The 16,792-nt window shown below is 71.8% G+C and carries 16 protein-coding genes; 8 read left to right on the forward strand and 8 right to left on the reverse strand.

Features of this window, described 5'->3' with window-relative positions; all coding sequences use genetic code 11:
• Positions 1-126 precede the first annotated feature (126 nt).
• Both ACWD68_RS23565 and ACWD68_RS23570 read right to left on the reverse strand, forming a co-directional pair.
• Positions 127-690: a MarR family winged helix-turn-helix transcriptional regulator gene (locus ACWD68_RS23565; RefSeq protein ID WP_451808411.1), complete on the reverse strand. Its 564-nt coding sequence runs from the start codon at positions 688-690 to the stop codon at positions 127-129.
• Positions 687-2,330, reverse strand: coding sequence for an FUSC family protein (locus ACWD68_RS23570; protein WP_451808412.1), 1,644 nt, complete (start codon positions 2,328-2,330; stop codon positions 687-689). Before ACWD68_RS23570 ends, ACWD68_RS23565 begins: the two co-directional genes overlap by 4 nt.
• Positions 2,331-2,551: 221 nt before the next feature.
• Between ACWD68_RS23570 and ACWD68_RS23575 the strand changes: the two genes are divergently transcribed.
• From ACWD68_RS23575 to ACWD68_RS23585, 3 genes are all read left to right on the forward strand, one after another.
• Positions 2,552-3,115: a DUF5134 domain-containing protein gene (locus ACWD68_RS23575; protein WP_451808413.1), complete on the forward strand. Its 564-nt coding sequence runs from the start codon at positions 2,552-2,554 to the stop codon at positions 3,113-3,115.
• A gap of 75 nt (positions 3,116-3,190) precedes the next feature.
• Positions 3,191-4,126, forward strand: coding sequence for a M56 family metallopeptidase (locus ACWD68_RS23580; RefSeq protein WP_451808414.1), 936 nt, complete (start codon positions 3,191-3,193; stop codon positions 4,124-4,126).
• A gap of 489 nt (positions 4,127-4,615) precedes the next feature.
• Complete coding sequence (locus ACWD68_RS23585) at positions 4,616-5,314, forward strand: HAD family hydrolase (protein ID WP_451808415.1); 699 nt, start codon at positions 4,616-4,618, stop codon at positions 5,312-5,314.
• Between the two features lie 205 nt (positions 5,315-5,519).
• On the opposite strand, the gene ACWD68_RS23590 is transcribed toward ACWD68_RS23585, so the two are convergent.
• Positions 5,520-5,765 carry a DUF2630 family protein gene (locus ACWD68_RS23590; protein ID WP_451808416.1) on the reverse strand — a complete coding sequence of 82 codons (246 nt, stop codon included), beginning with the start codon at positions 5,763-5,765 and terminating at the stop codon, positions 5,520-5,522.
• Between the two features lie 348 nt (positions 5,766-6,113).
• Here ACWD68_RS23590 and ACWD68_RS23595 point away from each other — a divergent pair, with 348 nt between their 5' ends.
• Both ACWD68_RS23595 and ACWD68_RS23600 read left to right on the forward strand, forming a co-directional pair.
• A complete protein-coding gene (locus ACWD68_RS23595) occupies positions 6,114-6,341 on the forward strand; it encodes a hypothetical protein (protein WP_451808417.1) in 228 nt (75 codons plus the stop codon).
• Positions 6,342-6,521: 180 nt separating this feature from the next.
• Positions 6,522-7,199 (forward strand): TetR/AcrR family transcriptional regulator, encoded by a 678-nt coding sequence (locus ACWD68_RS23600; RefSeq protein WP_451808418.1) that lies wholly within the window; start codon positions 6,522-6,524, stop codon positions 7,197-7,199.
• Here ACWD68_RS23600 and ACWD68_RS23605 read toward each other — a convergent pair.
• Positions 7,187-8,689, reverse strand: a complete 1,503-nt coding sequence (locus ACWD68_RS23605; RefSeq protein ID WP_451808419.1) for an LVIVD repeat-containing protein — start codon at positions 8,687-8,689, stop codon at positions 7,187-7,189. The two genes, ACWD68_RS23600 and ACWD68_RS23605, sit on opposite strands and share 13 nt — an antisense overlap.
• A 194-nt stretch (positions 8,690-8,883) precedes the next feature.
• Here ACWD68_RS23605 and ACWD68_RS23610 point away from each other — a divergent pair, with 194 nt between their 5' ends.
• On the forward strand, positions 8,884-9,534 hold the full coding sequence (locus ACWD68_RS23610; protein WP_451808420.1) for a DUF305 domain-containing protein: 651 nt from the start codon (positions 8,884-8,886) through the stop codon (positions 9,532-9,534).
• A 21-nt stretch (positions 9,535-9,555) separates the two neighbouring features.
• On the opposite strand, the gene ACWD68_RS23615 is transcribed toward ACWD68_RS23610, so the two are convergent.
• Positions 9,556-10,020: a DUF6214 family protein gene (locus tag ACWD68_RS23615; protein WP_451808421.1), complete on the reverse strand. Its 465-nt coding sequence runs from the start codon at positions 10,018-10,020 to the stop codon at positions 9,556-9,558.
• A 213-nt stretch (positions 10,021-10,233) separates the two neighbouring features.
• Here ACWD68_RS23615 and ACWD68_RS23620 point away from each other — a divergent pair, with 213 nt between their 5' ends.
• Positions 10,234-11,583 carry an FAD-dependent oxidoreductase gene (locus ACWD68_RS23620; protein WP_451808422.1) on the forward strand — a complete coding sequence of 450 codons (1,350 nt, stop codon included), beginning with the start codon at positions 10,234-10,236 and terminating at the stop codon, positions 11,581-11,583.
• Positions 11,584-11,744: 161 nt separating this feature from the next.
• Here the strand turns inward: ACWD68_RS23620 and helR are convergent, their stop codons facing one another.
• Complete coding sequence (helR, locus tag ACWD68_RS23625; RefSeq protein ID WP_451808423.1) at positions 11,745-13,892, reverse strand: RNA polymerase recycling motor ATPase HelR; 2,148 nt, start codon at positions 13,890-13,892, stop codon at positions 11,745-11,747.
• Positions 13,893-14,335: 443 nt separating this feature from the next.
• Positions 14,336-14,686 (reverse strand): ArsR/SmtB family transcription factor, encoded by a 351-nt coding sequence (locus ACWD68_RS23630; protein WP_356463075.1) that lies wholly within the window; start codon positions 14,684-14,686, stop codon positions 14,336-14,338.
• A gap of 151 nt (positions 14,687-14,837) precedes the next feature.
• On the opposite strand from ACWD68_RS23630, the gene ACWD68_RS23635 reads away from it, so the two are divergent.
• Positions 14,838-15,920, forward strand: coding sequence for an NADH:flavin oxidoreductase/NADH oxidase (locus ACWD68_RS23635; RefSeq protein WP_451808424.1), 1,083 nt, complete (start codon positions 14,838-14,840; stop codon positions 15,918-15,920).
• A gap of 172 nt (positions 15,921-16,092) precedes the next feature.
• Here the strand turns inward: ACWD68_RS23635 and ACWD68_RS23640 are convergent, their stop codons facing one another.
• The gene (locus tag ACWD68_RS23640) at positions 16,093-16,752 is read right to left on the reverse strand and encodes a sigma-70 family RNA polymerase sigma factor (RefSeq protein WP_451808425.1); all 660 of its coding nucleotides are present in this window, start codon (positions 16,750-16,752) and stop codon (positions 16,093-16,095) included.
• Positions 16,753-16,792: the final 40 nt, after the last annotated feature.

A 16,792-nucleotide genomic window follows, 5' to 3' on the forward strand; every position in this document is an offset into this window, starting at 1 on the left:
ATGCGGCCGAACGCAGGAGGGATCGCGACGCGTGTCAGCGGTCGACCGGGGCCCGGATGGCGGCGAAGACGGCGGGAAAGGTGCGGGACGGCACGCACGAGGGGACGCGCCGCCGTCGGAGTGGCGTCAGGCGCGCGGCAGTCTCAGCCGGCCTTCCAGCTGCCCGAGCAACTCGCCCAGGAGTCCGGCCAGTTCGCGCTGCCGGTCGCGGTCGACCCCGGACAGCACCTTCGTCTCGTAGGCGAGTTGATCGGGGAGGACATCGTCGACCAGTTCGCGTCCCGCGTCGGTCAGCCGGACGTGGGCGACCCGGCGGTCACGGGTGTCACCGCGCCGCTCGACCAGACCGCTCTCGGTCAGCTGCTTGAGCCGCTTGGTGACGGCCGCACCCGAGGAGAAGGTCTCGCGGGCGATCTCGCTCGGGGTCAGCTCGTGGCCGGTGCGGCGCAGCGTCCCGAGCACGTCGAACTCGGGGCGGGTGAGCCCGGCCCGCCGCAGGGGTGCGTCCTCGGCCTGCTGAAGGAGCGCGGCACAGCGGTTGACCCGCCCGATGACCTCCATGGGCCCGGTGTCGAGATCCGGCCGTACGGTCTCCCACTGACGCACCACGGCCGCCACCGTGTCGGCGGGCACCGCCGGGTCCGTCGCCGGGTCGCCGTCCGCCGCGCTCCGCCCGTCCGCTGTCGTCATGCCCGTGCGCCCTCCCAGCAGGCCAGTCCCTGGCGTCGTACCGTCGCCGCGAGCGTACGGTGTCCGGCCTGCTCGGCCCGCATCACCCGCTCCTCCGGCAAGGCGCGTTGCCACCATTCGCCGGCCGCGGCGTCCGCGGCGGACCGCAGGTCCACGACGGCGGCGGAGAGACCGCGGCGGGCGGACTCCAGGGCGCCGGGCTCCGGGCGCTCCTCGGCCAGCAGTCCGACGGCGTGTTCCCGGGCGCGCTCCACCGCGGACAGCGCGCGTTCGATGCGGTCGCCGGCCCGCCGGTTGGTGACGGCGATGGCGGCGGCGAAGCCGACCAGCGCGCCCACGAGGGTGTCCAGGACCCGGTCGGTGATCAGTTCTCCGGGCTGCTGGGAGCGCGCGAACTCGGTGATCAGCAGGGCCATGGGGGTGACACAGACGCTGCCGAGCCAGTAGTTGCGGCCGATCAGCGCCTCGGCGCCGAAGTTCAGGGCGAGGCAGCACAGGACGAGGGCCGCCTGGCCGACATGGGCGAGCGGGGCGAGGGCGGCGAAGGCCAGCACGCCGAGGAGGTTGCCCACCACGCGCTGGACACCCCGGCTCCAGGTCAGGGTGACGTTGGCCTGATAGAGGGAGGCTGCGGTGACCAGCGCCCAGTAGGGGCGGCCGACGCCGAGTGCGAGCGAGACGTATCCGGCGAGGGCGCAGCCGAGCGCGGTGCGCAGGGCGATGGGGGCGAGCGGGCCGAGGCGGCGGAGCAGCGACGGTTCCGTGGAGGCGAGCGCGGCATCGACGCCGAGCAGTTCGTCCGCGGCGTCCCCGAGGTCGTCGGGGCGCGGGACGGGCCCGGTGCCGGCCAGGTCGCGGGCCCAGCCGCGCAACCGCTCGGGGTCCGTTTCGGAGGGTGCGGCGATCGCGACCTCGGCCCGTACGACGAGTCGCTCGAGGGCGCGCCGGGGCGCGGAGCGGGCTCCCGTGGACAACAGCGACTGCCAGGCGGCGTGCACGGCGGCGGCCGCGGCGGCGCGGGCCCGGAGGTCGTCCGACGCCCCGGCGGACACCGCCGCGGCGTTCAGCGCGTGTGCGGTGGCACGGCGCTCCGGACCGTGCGGGCGGACGAGGCCGGGGGCCATCCCCACGATCCACGCCCAGGCGCCCGCCGCCGCGCCCAGCGCGAGGTGGCCCGGCACCTGGCCGAGGCTCTGCGGCACGAACAGGGACGCCGAGGAGATGAAGGCGAGGACGACGTGCCCGGGCGGGCCGATCCGGGTGGCGTCGCACAGGACCTTCTGGGCCGCGGCCAGCAGCGCGCCGACGGTGACCAGCACGACGGCGCTCGTGGTGAGCGAGGCCGCGACCAGGGCGACGCCGAGCCCGGCGAGCATCCCGACCACCACCCAGGCGAGGGCTCGGGCCCGGGCGGCGTACGGGCGGTTGTGGGCGTAGAGCGCGCAGAGCGACCCGGCCATGGTGTACATCGCCAGGTCCAGGCGCCCGAGCACCAGCAGCGTCAGATTCGGCGGGGCGACCGCGACGACGACGCTCAGGGCGGGCTTGAACCAGATGTCGGAGGGCCTGCCGAGGCGCAGCACACCGGCCAGCGGAAGGCGGCGGGCACGCGAAGGGACGGGACGGGTCGCACTGCTCATACCTATGACCTTAGCAGGTGTTTTACCTGTAAAGCATTTCTCTTGCCGCCGCTCCCACCTGCGGTGCACTCCCGCACGCTCCCCCGCGTACACCCTTGCGCTCGTATGCGCACCGGCCGCCCGGGGCATGCCCTGACCGACTGGTCGATGTCCGGCACCGCCCGCCCCGCACCGCCCGCCCGGCATCGCGTGACCGACATCGTCGAACGGGGAGGTACGCGGTGCACGGACCGGCTTCGCCCGGCTGGCTGCTCGTCGCGCTGTGCGCGGCGACCGGGGCCTACTGCCTGCTACGGATGCGCAGCCCGGTCGAGGAACAGCGCCGCACCGCGGGCGGCGAGGCGCTCATGGGGTTCGGCATGGCCGCGATGGCCGTACCGGCGGCCGTGGCGTCCCCACCGCGCTGGGTCTGGCTCACCTGCGCGGTCGCCTTCGGCCTCACCGCGCTGCGCGCGCTCTGGGCGGCCCGCGGCAGCCGGCACCACCTGCACCATCTGATGGGCGCCTTCGCGATGGTCTACATGGCGGCCGTGATGACCGCCTCCCCGGCGCACCACGTCCACGGCAGCGCCGGGGTCCCCGTCCTCACCGGAGTGCTCCTGCTCTACTTCACCGGCTACGTACTCCGCTCGGGCGTCCGCCTCCTGCCCCTGGCCGGTGCGTCGGGGGCCGTCGCCTCGGGCGGGGGACCGCGCACCGTCGGCTGGGGCGACCGCCCCGAACTCTCCCAGGCCTGCCGCCTGTCGATGGGAATCTCGATGCTGGCGATGCTGGTCACGCTCTGACAGGAAACCGTGGCGTACGTCACTTGGCGTCGCTGCCCGTATCCAGCGGCGACGCCCCGCTCATAGGCTTCGCCCATGATGGTCCCCGCGGCACTGTTGCTGCTCGGCGCCCTGGCCGCCGTGGTCGCTCCGCGACTGCTCGCCGGGGCGGACTGGCCGGACCGGGAACCGGTGGTCGCCCTGTGGGTGTGGCAATGCGTGGTGGCGGGCGTTCTGCTGTGCTGCGCCCTGTCGATGACGCTCAGCGCGTCCGCCGCCTGGGCGGTCGTGCGCGGCCATGTCTTCGGCGGGGCACCGGCGTCGGTCGTGGACGCCTACGCGCTGAGCGCGGGAAGCCCCTGGGCCGCGACCACCGCCGTGGCGCTCGCGTGCGGTGGCGCCTGGACAGCGGCGATGCTGGCCCGCGAGATCACCAGGGCACGGCTGCGCCGTCGGCAGCGCCGGTCCGAACTCCTGCTGCGCTCCCCGCTGTTGCCCGGCGAGGAGCCCGGATCCGACCGTCTCGTCGTCCTCGAGGGGGAACGTCCCGACGCCTGGTGGCTGCCCGGCGCGGCTCCCCAACTGGTCATCACCACAGCCGCGTTGCGGCGTCTCAAGGGACGCCGACTGGACGCCGTGCTCGCCCATGAGCAGGGGCACGCCCGGGCCCGGCACGACTGGCTCTTGCACTGCTCGGCCGCGCTGGCCAACGGATTTCCGCAGGTGCCCGTCTTCGCCGCGTTCCGCGACGAGATGCACCGGCTGGTCGAACTCGCCGCCGATGACATGGCGTCGCACCGCTTCGGCCGGCTCACGATCGCTCTCGCGCTGGTCGAACTCAACGAGGACCGGGGCGTGTTCGGGCCCTGCCCGACCCCGGGCGCGCATGTCCCGCAGCGGGTCGACCGACTCCTCACTCCCCGGCACCGGCTCACCGCGGCTCGTCGGCTGCAACTGACGGCGGCTGCCACGCTGGTGCCGGTGGTTCCGGTCCTGGTGGCGTTCGCGCCGGGGTTGCGGGCGCTGGGTTAGCCGTCGGCCGGTCGGCGTCAGGGTGCCTGCGCCCCGGTGGGCGGGTCGGGGCCGTGCGACGGCGGCCGCGGGTGCGTGGCCCTCGCCGTGCGCGAGCCTCTGCGCGGCGGCAATCGGCCTCGCGCGTACCGGGTCGGCGAGGATCCTTGGGCGAACTCCCTCGCGCCGGGCGCCCGCACAGCGGTGCTCGGTGCGGCCGCGCCGGCCCTCGCCGCCGTCGCCCTCCTCCTGCTCGTCGCGTTCTCCTGGGACCCGCTGATCAGCCTCGACGGTGACATCGCCCGGACCACGCACCTATGGGCGGTCGACGCCGCCGGCGTCACACACGCATTCCGGATCCTGACGGCTCGGCGTCCACCGGGTGTCCGACGTCCTGGGCGGCCGGCTCGTCGGTGCCCTGATCGTCGCCCTGTCGGTGGCGACGTACGAGCGGTGGGGCGTCCGAGGCCGCCTTGACCGGCACCAGCCGCGCCGCGAAGGATTGCCCTCATGGCGATCAAGGGCGTGCTCTTCGACTTCTCCGGAACCCTCTTCCGCGTCGAGCCCACCGAGGCATGGCTGCGCGCGGTGCTCGCGGAGACCGGTCACGCGCTCCCGGAGCCGGAGTTGGCCCAGAAGGCGCGGGAGCTGGAGTCTGCGGGCGCCCTCCCGGGCGGCGCCCACCCGGGACGGCCGGTGCCGGCGCATCTCGCGGCGCCGTGGGAGGTCCGCGACCGGAGCGCCGAGGAGCACAGAGCGGCGTTCACCGGTCTCTCCCGGCAGGTGTCGCTGCCCGATCCCGGTCTGCACGACGCGCTCTACGACCGCCATATGACGCCCGCCGCCTGGAAGCCCTATCCCGATGCCGCCGAGGTGCTCGGCGCGCTGCGCGAGCGGGGCCTCGCGGTAGGGGTGATCAGTAATATCGGCTGGGACCTGCGGCCCGTCTTCCGCGACCACGGTCTCGACCCGTACGTCGGTCCGTACGTCCTGTCCTACGAGCACGGCATCCAGAAGCCGGATCCGCGGCTCTTCGCGATCGCCTGCGCCGGACTCGGCATCGCTCCGGAGGACACTCTGATGGTCGGCGACGACCGGCGGGCGGACGGCGGTGCGGCGGCCCTGGGTTGCGCGGTGCACTTCGTGGACCATCTGCCGGTGGTGGATCGCCCGGACGGCCTGCGGCCGGTACTCGACCTGGCGGGCTGACACGCCGGGCCGGGGTCTCAGGAGAGGGCGGACAGCCGCTGGGCTTCGCCAGGTACGACACCCGGGTGCGGACGCCTTCGCCGATGAAGGACTCGCATGGTCGCCGGGCGCGCGGCAGCCCGCCCCCCGGCTCCGCACCGGCTGCGGGCACCCCGGCGGCACACCGGGCGGACCTTGAGACACGCGGGCCGGGAGACGCCCGGCGTCAGCTCTGGTAGCCCTCGACCTGCGACGACGGACGCACCTGTGCCTCGTCCGGGTTCTCGCCGAACTCGGACTTCGCGCGCCGCTGGCGCAGCAGGTCCCAGCACTGGTCGAGATCGCGCTCCAGTTGTCCGAGCCGCGCCTGCTCCGTGGCGCCGTCGATCTGCCCGGTCGCCAGCGCGTCGCGCAGCCGCCGCTCGTCGTCCACCATCGCCGTGATCCTGGTCAGGATCTGCTCTTGATCCATGTCCGTCATCCTCCTCGGGGCTCCAGGCCACTCTAAAGAGGACTCGGGGCCTCTGCGAGTGATGGAGAGGGACCCCGGGCGACCGTCCGCGCGTCCGTGGGCCTGATCCGGGGCGAGCTTCCGCGCCGCTCCGGCACGCGAGGTCGGCATACGAACGCCCACGTCAGCCCGGGAACGGCTGTTCGCGCTCCGAGATCACAACGTGCCAGGCATCTCGCCGCGGAACGGATGGCTTTCGGTCCCAAGCGACCCGGTCCGGTCAAGAGGAAACCAAGAAAGCGCAATGGGTCCCAAATGCGTTGGCCATGGCTAAGTTGGCGCCCCCGCCGCACACCTCCGAGGTCCGCAATGAAGACAGCTTTCTGGATTCTCCTCGCCAGCCTGCTCACGTACGTCACCGCCGCCGCCCTGTACAACACGGCTCGCAGCCACGACCGGGAAACCCTCGTCGGCAACGTGCTGCTGAGCTGGTCGGTCGGCTGGTACATGGTCACCAGTTGGTGGCGCGTCCACCTCGCGACGTACCAGTGCCCGCCTCACGGAGAGACGGGCACGGAGCAGGAGGCCGGTTCATGACCCGGTGGCCGGCGGGCGATCGCACGGCGCCCCTCGGACGCGCGCTGCCGCGCGTCCGACCTGAGGCGATCCCCCGCGTCGCCCCAGGTCGGCGGCAGCCCGGAACCGACCCGCGGAGGGTCTTGGTCCGGACGCGTTGAGTATAGTTGGCTGGCAGCCAGTCAACGCAGGAGTTACAGCATGTCCCCGCGAAGCGCATCGGTCAATGAAGAGTTGCGGCGGCGTTCCCGGGAACGGTTGCTGCAGGCCGCGGTGGAGCTGGTGAGCGAGCGCGGCTACGACGCCACGACGCTCGGGGACATCGCGGATCGCGCGGGATCGGCGCGCGGACTCGTGTCGTACTACTTCCCCGGCAAACGACAGCTCCTGCAGTCCGCGGTGCACCGGCTGATGCACCGCACGCTGGAGGAGGCCCTCGAACGCGAGCCGCGTACCGAGGACGGCAGGGAGCGGATGGCGCGCGCCATCGACGCGATCCTGGGCCTCACCCAGGATCAGCCGGTGCTGATGCGACAGCACATGGCCGGACTGCTCCAGGCCGAGGGCTTCGTCCAGTGCCCCGAGCAGCGGCGGCTCTCCGAGCTGCTCGGAGACACCGTCGCACGGTACGGATCGCAGCAGGTCACGAGCGACTACCCGATGCTGCGCGCGCTGCTCATGGGCGCGGTGTACGCGGCCCTGGTCCCGGGGGTGCCGATGAAGGTTCCGGTACTGCGGGCCGAGCTGTTCAAGCGCTACCGGCTGGACTGGGAGATGGGGGTGCCGCCGGACACCGAGGCGTCCGGCGGCACACGCGAGACGGACCTGTCCCGCTTCTTCGCGACCGAACCGGGGCCGCAGGAGGGTCAGTCGAAGTAGTCCGGCTGCGTCTGGACGTTGAGCTCACGCAGGTGGACCTTCTTGGCCGGATCCGTGCGCCGGTCGCTGAGCTTCAGGACGTCGAAGCCCTTGGCGATGTCGTTCGAGTAGATGTAGCCGTTGTAGTAGTACGCCGACCAGGATCCGCCGACCTGAAGGGTTTCGGTGGACAGCGGGCCGCGCTCGAAGTAGGCGATCTCCTTGGGGTTCGCGGAGTCGGTGAAGTCCCAGACGGAGACGCCGCCCTGATACCAGGCCTGGACCATGAGGTCCTTGCCCCTGACGGGGATCAGCGAGCCGTTGTGTGCCACGCAGTTCTCGGTGTCGGCCTGGTGGCGGGGAATCTTGTAGTAGCTCTTGAAGACGAGCTTGCGGTGGTCGCCCCTGCCGACGATGTCGTAGATGCCGTCGGCACCGCGGTCGGGACCGATCGCCGCGTTGCAGGTGGCCGCGCCGCCGCCGCCCAGCTCATCCGTGAACACGACCTTGTCGGCCTTCTGGTTGAAGGTCGCCGAGTGCCAGAACGCGAAGTTCACGTTGTCCTCGACCTGGTCGATGACCTTGGGGTGCTCCGGGTCCTTGATGGAGAACAGGATGCCGTCGCCCATGCAGGCGCCCGCGGCCAGGTCCTTCGACGGCAGGACCGTGATGTCGTGGCAGCCGGTGGTCTTGGAGACGCCCGGGTTGGTGGGCCCGCCCGGGTTCCCGCCGCCGTCGGGGCCCTCGCCCGGGAAGAGCACGGGGAAGCTCACCACGGCCGCCTTCTCGGGGGCCTTGCGCGGGACCTTGATGACCGAGATGCCGTCGTGCGGGGGCTGGCAGTCGGGGAAGGTGGCGCTCGGCGAGTACGAGGAGACGTAGATGTAGACGTTCCTGCGCTCGGGCACCAGCGAGTGGGTGTGCGAGCCGCAGGACGTCTCGACGGCGGCGACGTACTTCGGGTTCGCCTTGTCACTGATGTCGAAGATCTTCATGCCCTCCCACGACGACTTCTCCGTCGCGGGCTGCGAGGTGCTGGCGCAGGAGTTGTCGCTGCGCGAGGAGTCGGTGGACAGGAAGAGCAGGTCGCCGGAGACGGTGATGTCGTTCTGCGAGCCGGGGCAGAGCACCTGCGCGACGGTCTTCGGGGCCTTCGGGTCGCTGATGTCGAAGATGCGGAAGCCGTCGTAGTTGCCGGCGAAGGCGTACCGGCCCTGGAAGGCCAGGTCCGAATTGAGGCCGGTGAAGGCCTCCTTGGGGATGTTGGCGAGGTGCTCGATGTTCTCGGAGTGGACGACCTCGTCCTTCCCGGGTATCTCGCCGCTCGCGATCGCCGCCCTCGCCTCGGCCGCGTCACTCTTGGAGATCTGCTGCTGCGCGCTGGGCCCGTCCCCGGGGTCGGGGATGGCGGCCGCCGGGCCGCCCGTTAAGAGCGCGGCCAGAAGTCCGGCCGCGGCTACGGCAACTCCCAGTCGTCTGCGCCGCGTTCGGGGGTTGTTCAACAGGGTCACTGTGTTCTCCCTTGTAGCCGTTCGCAGTTGAACGGTTCACGGACCCCTGAAGTATCGTCCGCACCATGGGCAGATCAACAGATGGCAACGTAGCCGCAACGAACGTTTTTTGATCAGTCACGTTCGGACAAGTGCCAGGAGGGTTATCAACACCCTTGAGATGTCCGCCGATTCGTGTGCCGCAGGAGGCCGTTGTGCTCGCTGGTCATACGTCCCGTACGTCCCTGGTCACGGCCTCGCTGGCCGTCGCCTTGCTCGCGCTGGCGGGCTGCGACTCCGGCTCCCGGGCCGAGTCCGCCGCGACGGGCGGGCCTTCGGTGATCGCGCCCGGCAAGCCCGGAGAAGCGGCCGAAACACTCTCCGCCAAGGACGCGGCCGAGCGGCGTACGGACGACGACTCCCCCAATTCGGCAGACCTCGCCTACGCGCGGATGATGATCACCCATCACACCCAGGCCCTGGAGATGACCGAACTCGCCCCGGACCGGGCGAAGTCGGGCGACGTGAAGCGGATCGCCGCACGGATCGCGGCCGCCCAGGGCCCGGAGATCACCACCATGAAGAGCTGGCTCGAGGCGCACGACGACGCCGGGACCGCCAAGGAGCACGAGCACGCCACCATGCCCGGGATGGCGACGAAGACCCGGCTCAAGGAGTTACGAGCGGCGAAGGGGAAGGCGTTCGACCGGCTCTTCCTCAAGCTGATGATCACCCATCACGAGGGGGCGATCACCATGGCCACGGATGTGAAGGCCCAGGGCAACAACATCCAGATCGAGGAGATGGCCGACGACGTGATCGCACAGCAGACGAGCGAGATCACCAGGATGCGCGAGATGTCCTGAGGGGCACGCCCGTCGACGGTGTCAGCGGCGGGCGTGCCGGGGCGTCAGGAGCCCGGCGTCGCGCGCCCCCGCGATCAGCCTCAGGGACTTGCGGCGGCTGTGGCCGGTGGCGCCCATGACGGCGAGCACCGGGTCCTCGCCGTCCTCCTGCGCCGCCCGGTACTCCCGCGCGACCAGCAGGCGGCCCTCGACCCCGCGCGGCCAGGCGGGCCGGGCGCGACGCGCCTGACCTTCCCGATCCAGGTCGGGGCCGAGGCCGCTCCCGCACGCCTCGAACAGCGGATCCTCGATCCAGTCGGCGACCGCCGCGAGGTCGTCCAGCGAGAGGGGCGGCTCGGCGCGTACGTCCTCGATCGACAGGCCCGCCTCCGACAGCACGGCGAGCAGGTCGACCCGGGCACCGTCGGTGAAGGCCAGCCGGACGTCGAACCAGGACGTGGCGGCCGCCTCGGACTCCCGCACTTCCCAGGCCGGCCGCACGGACACCGCGCCGTCCGCGCGGCAGCGGTCGGACAGATTAAGAAACGATGCTTCTAGCACATACGGAACGTAACCGCATGATCACATTCGACACGACCGGACACGCGCGCAGACACCACGCACCGCACCCTGTCAGCGGAGCACCGGTGGTGCGATCCTGGAAGCACCAGCGATGTCCTGTCAGCGATCTTCCTGATCCCTCGGGTAAGGAGTTCCGCAGTGCTGCATGTCGCCGTCGTCGGCTCGGGGCCCAGTGGGGTCTACAGCGCGCAGGGTCTTGTCCAGCGGAACGGGCCGCCCGACATCCGGGTCGACGTCCTGGACCGGCTGCCCTGCCCGTACGGCCTGGTGCGCTACGGCGTGGCACCCGACCACGAGAAGATCAAGTCGCTCCAGAACAATCTGCGGACCGTCCTGGAGGACGAGCGGGTGCGGTTCCTCGGCGGTGTCCAGGTGGGCCCGGGCGGGGTGCCGGTGGCGCGACTGCGGGAGCTGTACCACGCGGTCGTGTACTGCGTGGGCGCCGCCACCGACCGTCATCTCGGCGTGCCCGGCGAGGACCTGCCCGGCAGCTGGTCGGCGACCGAGTTCGTGTCCTGGTACAGCGCGCATCCCGACTCGGTGGCCGATGGATTCGTGCGCGGAGCGCGCTCGGCCGTGGTCATCGGCATCGGGAACGTCGCCGTCGACGTGACCCGGATCCTGGCCCGCGGCGCGCCCGAGCTGAGCCCCACCGACATACCGCAGGCGGCGCTCGACGCACTGGCCGCGAGCGAGGTCACCGAGATCAGCATGGTCGGTCGGCGCGGACCGTCGCAGGCCCGCTTCACCACCAAGGAGCTGCGCGAGCTGGGCTCTTTGCCGGAGGCCGAAATCCTCGTGGATCAGGCGGAGTTGGCTCTCGATCCGGCCTACCTCGATCCGTCGGGGCTGCCCGCCGCGCAGCGCCGCAACGTGGAGGTGCTCCGGGGATGGGCGGCGGCCGCGCCACTGGGCCGCCCGCGCCTCATCCGACCGCGCTTCTTCCTGCGCCCCGTCGAACTCCTCGCCGACGGGGGGCGCGTGGGCGCGGTGCGCTTCGAGCGGACGGCGTCGGACGGGGCGGGCGGGGTGACGGGGACCGGGCGATTCGAGGAGATCGAGGCCCAGTTGGTGCTGCGTTCGGTCGGCTATCGCGGGGTGCCGCTGGACGGGCTGCCGTTCGACCCCGGCCGCGGCACGGTGCCACAGCTGGCGGGACGGGTCCTGCGGGACGGCGTGGTGGCGCCGGGCGAGTACGTGGCGGGCTGGATCAAGCGGGGCCCGACCGGGGTCATCGGAACCAATCGCCCGTGCGCCAAGGAGACGGTGACCTCCCTGCTGGAGGACGCCCCCGCGCTCGTACGACGAGAGGTCGCCGAGGATCCGCTCGCGGCACTGCGGGCCGACGGGGTACGACCGGTCGAATGGGCCGGATGGCAGGCGATCGAACGGGCCGAGGCGGACCTCGGAGCCGAGCTGGGCCGCGGCGTGGTCAAGCTTCCCGACTGGGACGCACTGTGGACTGCGGCGGGCACGGCGGGGTCCTAGGCCGTCTCCGCGGAGTCTCGTCTGCCCTTCGGGCGGACGACGGGACTTTGCGGATATGCCCTGGCAAGGCAGGCAGCCGGTGCGCCCTGGACACGAGCGACGAGGCCGGCGCAGGGCGCGGGCCTCGAGCTCGGGCGGCGGACCACGCCGTGCCGTCGACGTCAGGAACTCGTGAGGACGACGAGTTGCCGGGTCGCCCTGGTCATCGCGACATAGCGGTCGACCGCTCCTTCGACGCCTTCGCCGAACTCCTCCGGGTCGACGAGGACGACCAGGTCGAACTCGAGCCCCTTCGACAGCTCCGGGGTCAGCGACCGGACACGGGGCGTCGACCGGAATGTGGGATCGCCGATGACGCAGGCGATCCCCTCGGCATGCGCGAGGAGCCAGCTGCCGACGATCGAGTGCAGATCCGCGACCGCTCCGTGGACGACGGGGACGCCGGCGCTGCGGACGGAGGTCGGCACGTTGGCGTCCGGGAGCGCGGCACGGATCACCGACTCCGCCTCCGCCATGACCTCCTCCGGCGTCCGGTAGTTGATGGTCAGGGAGGACACGTCGATCCGGTCGAGCCCGATCCGCCCGAGCCGTTCCTGCCACGACTCGGTGAAGCCGTGCCTGGCCTGGGCGCGGTCCCCGACGATGGTGAAGCTCCGGGACGGGCAGCGGAGCAGCAGCATCTGCCACTCCGCGTCGGTCAGTTCCTGAGCCTCGTCCACGACGACATGGGCGAACGGACCGGCGAGCAGGTCCGGTTCGGCGGCTGGCAGCCCGGTCTCGTCGATCAGGGTGTCCCGCAGGTCCCGTCCGCGCAGCATCGTCACGGCGCCCTCACCGTCGTCATCGGCGGCGAGGACGTTGTCGATGACGCCGGCCATGCGCTCGCGTTCGGCGGCGACGGAGGCTTCGTGCCGGCGCTTGCGCAGTGCCGCCTCCGGGTCGCCGAGCCGCTGCCGCGCCGCGTCCAGGAGCGGCAGGTCGGACACCGTCCAGGCCTGGGCGTCCGGGCGCTGAAGCCGGCGAACGTCGTCGGGGCCGAGCCAGGGAGCGCACATCCGCAGGTAGGCGGGTACCGACCACAGGTCTCCGACGAGGTCGGTCGCCTCGAGAAGCGGCCACGCGCGGTCGAGGGTCCCGACCAGCTCCCGGTCGTGCAGCAGCGACCTGCGGAACAGGTCGGGCGGGACGTCGCCGTCGTGCTTGTCCATCAGGATCGTGAGCAGCGCCTCCCAGATCAGGTCGCGCGCTTCGTTGTGCGGGATGCCCGGCTCCGCCGCTTCGAACGCCTCGGCCCAGTCGTCGGCGCTCAGCCGGACGTCGGACCAGGGAGTGGTGACGGACATCCCCTGGGCGGGCGGATCCTCGTAGAACCTGACGGCCTTCTCGATCGCCTTCACCATGTTCACGGACGACTTCAGGCGGGCCACGTCCGGGTCCGGCTCGATCGTCGCCCCGGCTCCCTCGGCGACGAGGTCCCGCAGGGTGCAGGTCTGCACACCTTCCTCTCCGAGGCTGGGGAGGACGTCCGCGACGTACGCCAGATAGGGCTGGTGCGGGCCGACGAACAGCACGCCGCCGCGACGGTGGCCGAGGCGCGGGTCGGAGTACAGGAGGTAGGCGGAGCGGTGCAGGGCGACGACCGTCTTGCCCGTGCCCGGACCGCCGTCGACGACGAGCGCGCCGCGGGATCCCGCCCGGATGATGGCGTCCTGGTCGGACTGGATGGTGGCGAGCACGTCTCGCATCCGGGCCGACCGGTTGCCACCCAGACTGGCGATGAAGGCGGACTGATCGTCGAGCGCCGCGTGCTGTTCCAGCCCGTCGGCGGTGAACACTTCGTCCCAGTAGTCGCTGATCCGGCCACGGGTCCAGCGATACCTGCGGCGGCTCGCCAGACCCATCGGGTTGGCGTGGGTCGCGGCGAAGAACGGCTCAGCCGCGGGAGAGCGCCAGTCGGTCAGCAGCCGGCGGCCGTCGCTGCCGGTGAGGCCGAGTCGTCCGATGTACACGGGCTCGGGGTTGTCCGCGCCGACGATGTGTCCGAGGCACAGGTCGAGACCGAAGCGGCGCAAGGCGCGCAGACGACCGGTCAGCCGGTGGATCTCCGCGTCCCGCTCCATCGCCTCACGGCCGATGCCGCCGGGCGCCCGCCGCTCGGCGTCGAGACGGTCGGACAGTTCGCCGATCGCCTGCTCGAGGCTCTCCGCGATGGCCGCGAAGTGCCGCTCGTCACCGGCGATCAGCGCCGGGTCGGCCTTGGGATCGAGATGGCCGGGAAGGCAGAACGCACTGGTGGTCAGGGGGTTCATGTCACCAGCTCCGATCCGGGGTCGTGCCCGCGAAGGCAGTCGGCGCGCCCACCGGCACCTCGCCGCCGGATGTCAGCGACCGCAGCGCCATTCCCCCTACCGGTGCGCCATCACCGCACGACCTGTGAACCGACAACTGCACACGCACTTGATGAATCTCCCATTTCCGCAGGTTGTGGCCTCGGCGGGTGATTGTGCGGCATGACCCGGGCCTTGCCGCAAGCCCCCTGGCGCGCTATAAGTTGAGAGTGGCAAGGGGTGGGCGTTTCCCCCTTCGCTCCTGCCGTCCGCCATCGACGGGCGGGATCCTCGCAAGGCAGCGGCACTCCCCTACGGCGATTTCGTCGGCCCCGATGGTTCTCCCACCGGCCCGTACGCCCCCTCACCCGACGGCCGGGAACATCACCGGCGGCTGTCGCGGCCCGTCATGTGTCGCGGCCCCGTCACGGCGTGGGGCGCCCGGCCTGCCGGGTGGCCGCCTCCAGGACACGGTCGAGGAGGCCGGGGAACAGGGCGTCGAGGTCGTCCGTGCGCAGACCGTTGAGCTTCGCGGTGCCGCGGTAGACCTGCCGGATCACCCCGCTCTCACGGAGCACCCGGAAGTGGTGCGTCGTCGTGGACTTGGTGACCGGCAGAACGAAGTCCGAACAGGAGAGCTCGACACCGCCGGCGGCCAGCTCGCGCACGATCTGGAGCCGCATCGGGTCGGACAGCGCGTGCAGCACCGACTCCAGCCGGATCTCCTCGCGCACGGGATGCGGCAGATCACGGCCACTGGTAGCGGCGGTCGTCACGGCGGCTCCACTTCTCCGGGGACCTGCGTCTTCGTCCGGGGACTTCACACGACGCCTGCATTGTACGAGACCTGTCGTAGTTTGACACTCGCCGTACTACGATGCTTATCGTACGAGGCGTACCCCGGTCCCGCGACGAATGGAGTCGGCCGTGAGCGCGCTCTTCGAGCCCTACGTCCTGCGCGACGTCACCATCCCCAACCGGGTGTGGATGCCCCCGATGTGCCAGTACTCGGCCGCACCCGAGGGCCCCTCGGAGGGCGCCCCGCACGACTGGCACTTCGCCCACTACGCGGCCCGCGCCACCGGCGGAACGGGACTGATCATCGTCGAGGCGACCGCCGTCTCGCCCGAGGGCCGGATCTCCCCGTACGACCTGGGCATCTGGAACGACACCCAGGTCGAGGCGTTCCGCCGCATCACACGCTTCCTCACCGCGCAGGGCACGGTTCCGGCCGTCCAACTCGGGCACGGTGGACGCAAGTCCTCGACCGACCGCCCCTGGAAGGGCGGCGGACCCGTCGGCCCGGACGCGTACGGCTGGCGGGCGGTCGCCCCGAGTGCGCTCCCCTTCGACGACACGCACCCGGTTCCCGACGAGCTGACGGTCGCCGGTATCCAGGAGATCGTGGGGCAGTTCGCGGACGCGGCCCGTCGCGCACTGGCCGCCGGTTTCGAGATCGTCGAGATCCACGGCGCCCACGGCTACCTCATCAACGAGTTCCTCTCCCCGCACTCCAACCACCGCACCGACGCCTACGGCGGCTCGTACGAGAACCGCACGCGGTTCGCCCTCGAAGTCGTCGACGCCGTACGGGAGGTCTGGCCGGACGACAAGCCGCTCTTCTTCCGCGTTTCCGCCACCGACTGGCTGGAGAACGCGGGCTGGAGCGCCGACGACACCGTCCGCTTCGCGGCCCGACTGCACGAGCACGGCGTGGACCTGCTCGATGTCTCCACGGGCGGGAACGTCCCGGGCGGCCGGCACATCCCTGTCGGGCCCGGCTACCAGGTCCCGTTCGCCACCCGGGTGAAGAGGGAGACCTCGCTGCCCGTCGCCGCCGTCGGTCTCATCACCGAGGCAGAGCAGGCAGAGAAGATCATCGCCAACGGCGAGGCCGACGCGGTGCTGCTGGGCCGCGAGTTGCTGCGCAACCCGTCCTTCGCCCGCCTCGCGGCGCGCGAGCTCGGGGCCGAGGTCCACGTACCGGAGCAGTACCGCCGGTCCGTCTAGGCGCAAGGCACGACGGTGCCGGGCCGGGGTTCCGGCAGCCGGGACCGAGGCCGGCCTCCGTCTCCCGCCCACGGTGGGAGACGGAGTGAACTCCCTTCCGTTTCCGGTGCGTCGGGACTCCCCCGGGGGGGCCGGTCTCCGTCGATCACAGCGGACACCGGCCCCCCGCGTGTCAGGCGGCGACCCGCGTGATCGTCGCCTCGGCCTCCGCCTCGGCCCGGGCCTCCGCCTCGGCGAGCAGCGCGATCAGGGTCGATCGGGCACGCGCCACGCGGGAGCGGACCGTTCCGACCGGGCAGTCGCTGACCAACGCGGCCTCGGCATAGGGCAGGCCCATCACCTGGGTGAGGACGAACGCCTCGCGCCGGTCCTCGGGAAGCGCGGCCAGCAGGTCGAGCAGCGCGATGCCCTCTTCGAAGCCGGGCAGACCACGCGGCTGCGCGCGCTCCACCGCGCCCTGCCAGTCCGCGGCGTCGCTCGACCGCGGCCGGGCAGCGGCGTGCCGAAGGCTGTCGATCACCGCGCGGCGGGCGATGGACAGCAGCCAGGCCCGGGCCGAGGAGCGCCCCTCGAACCGGTGCAGGCTGCCGAGCGCCCGCAGGAAGGTGTCCTGCGCGAGGTCGTCGGCGGCCTGCGGATCGGCGGACAGGTGGGCGACGAAGCGCACCACATCGCGGTGCAGCGCGCGGACGAAACGGTCGACGGCGGCCGGGTCACCGGCCCGGGCGGCCAGCGCCCAGGCGGTTATCGACTCGTCGGCCGCCAGCGTTCTGTTGCCTTTGTCCCGTTTCTCGCCTCCGTGGCGCGAAACAGGCAGGACAGGAGTGATCACCAGGTGTCCTTCTCGGGTCATCCGTGATCCGGACCGGCGC

The organism is Streptomyces sp. NPDC005141 (genome assembly GCF_053599975.1).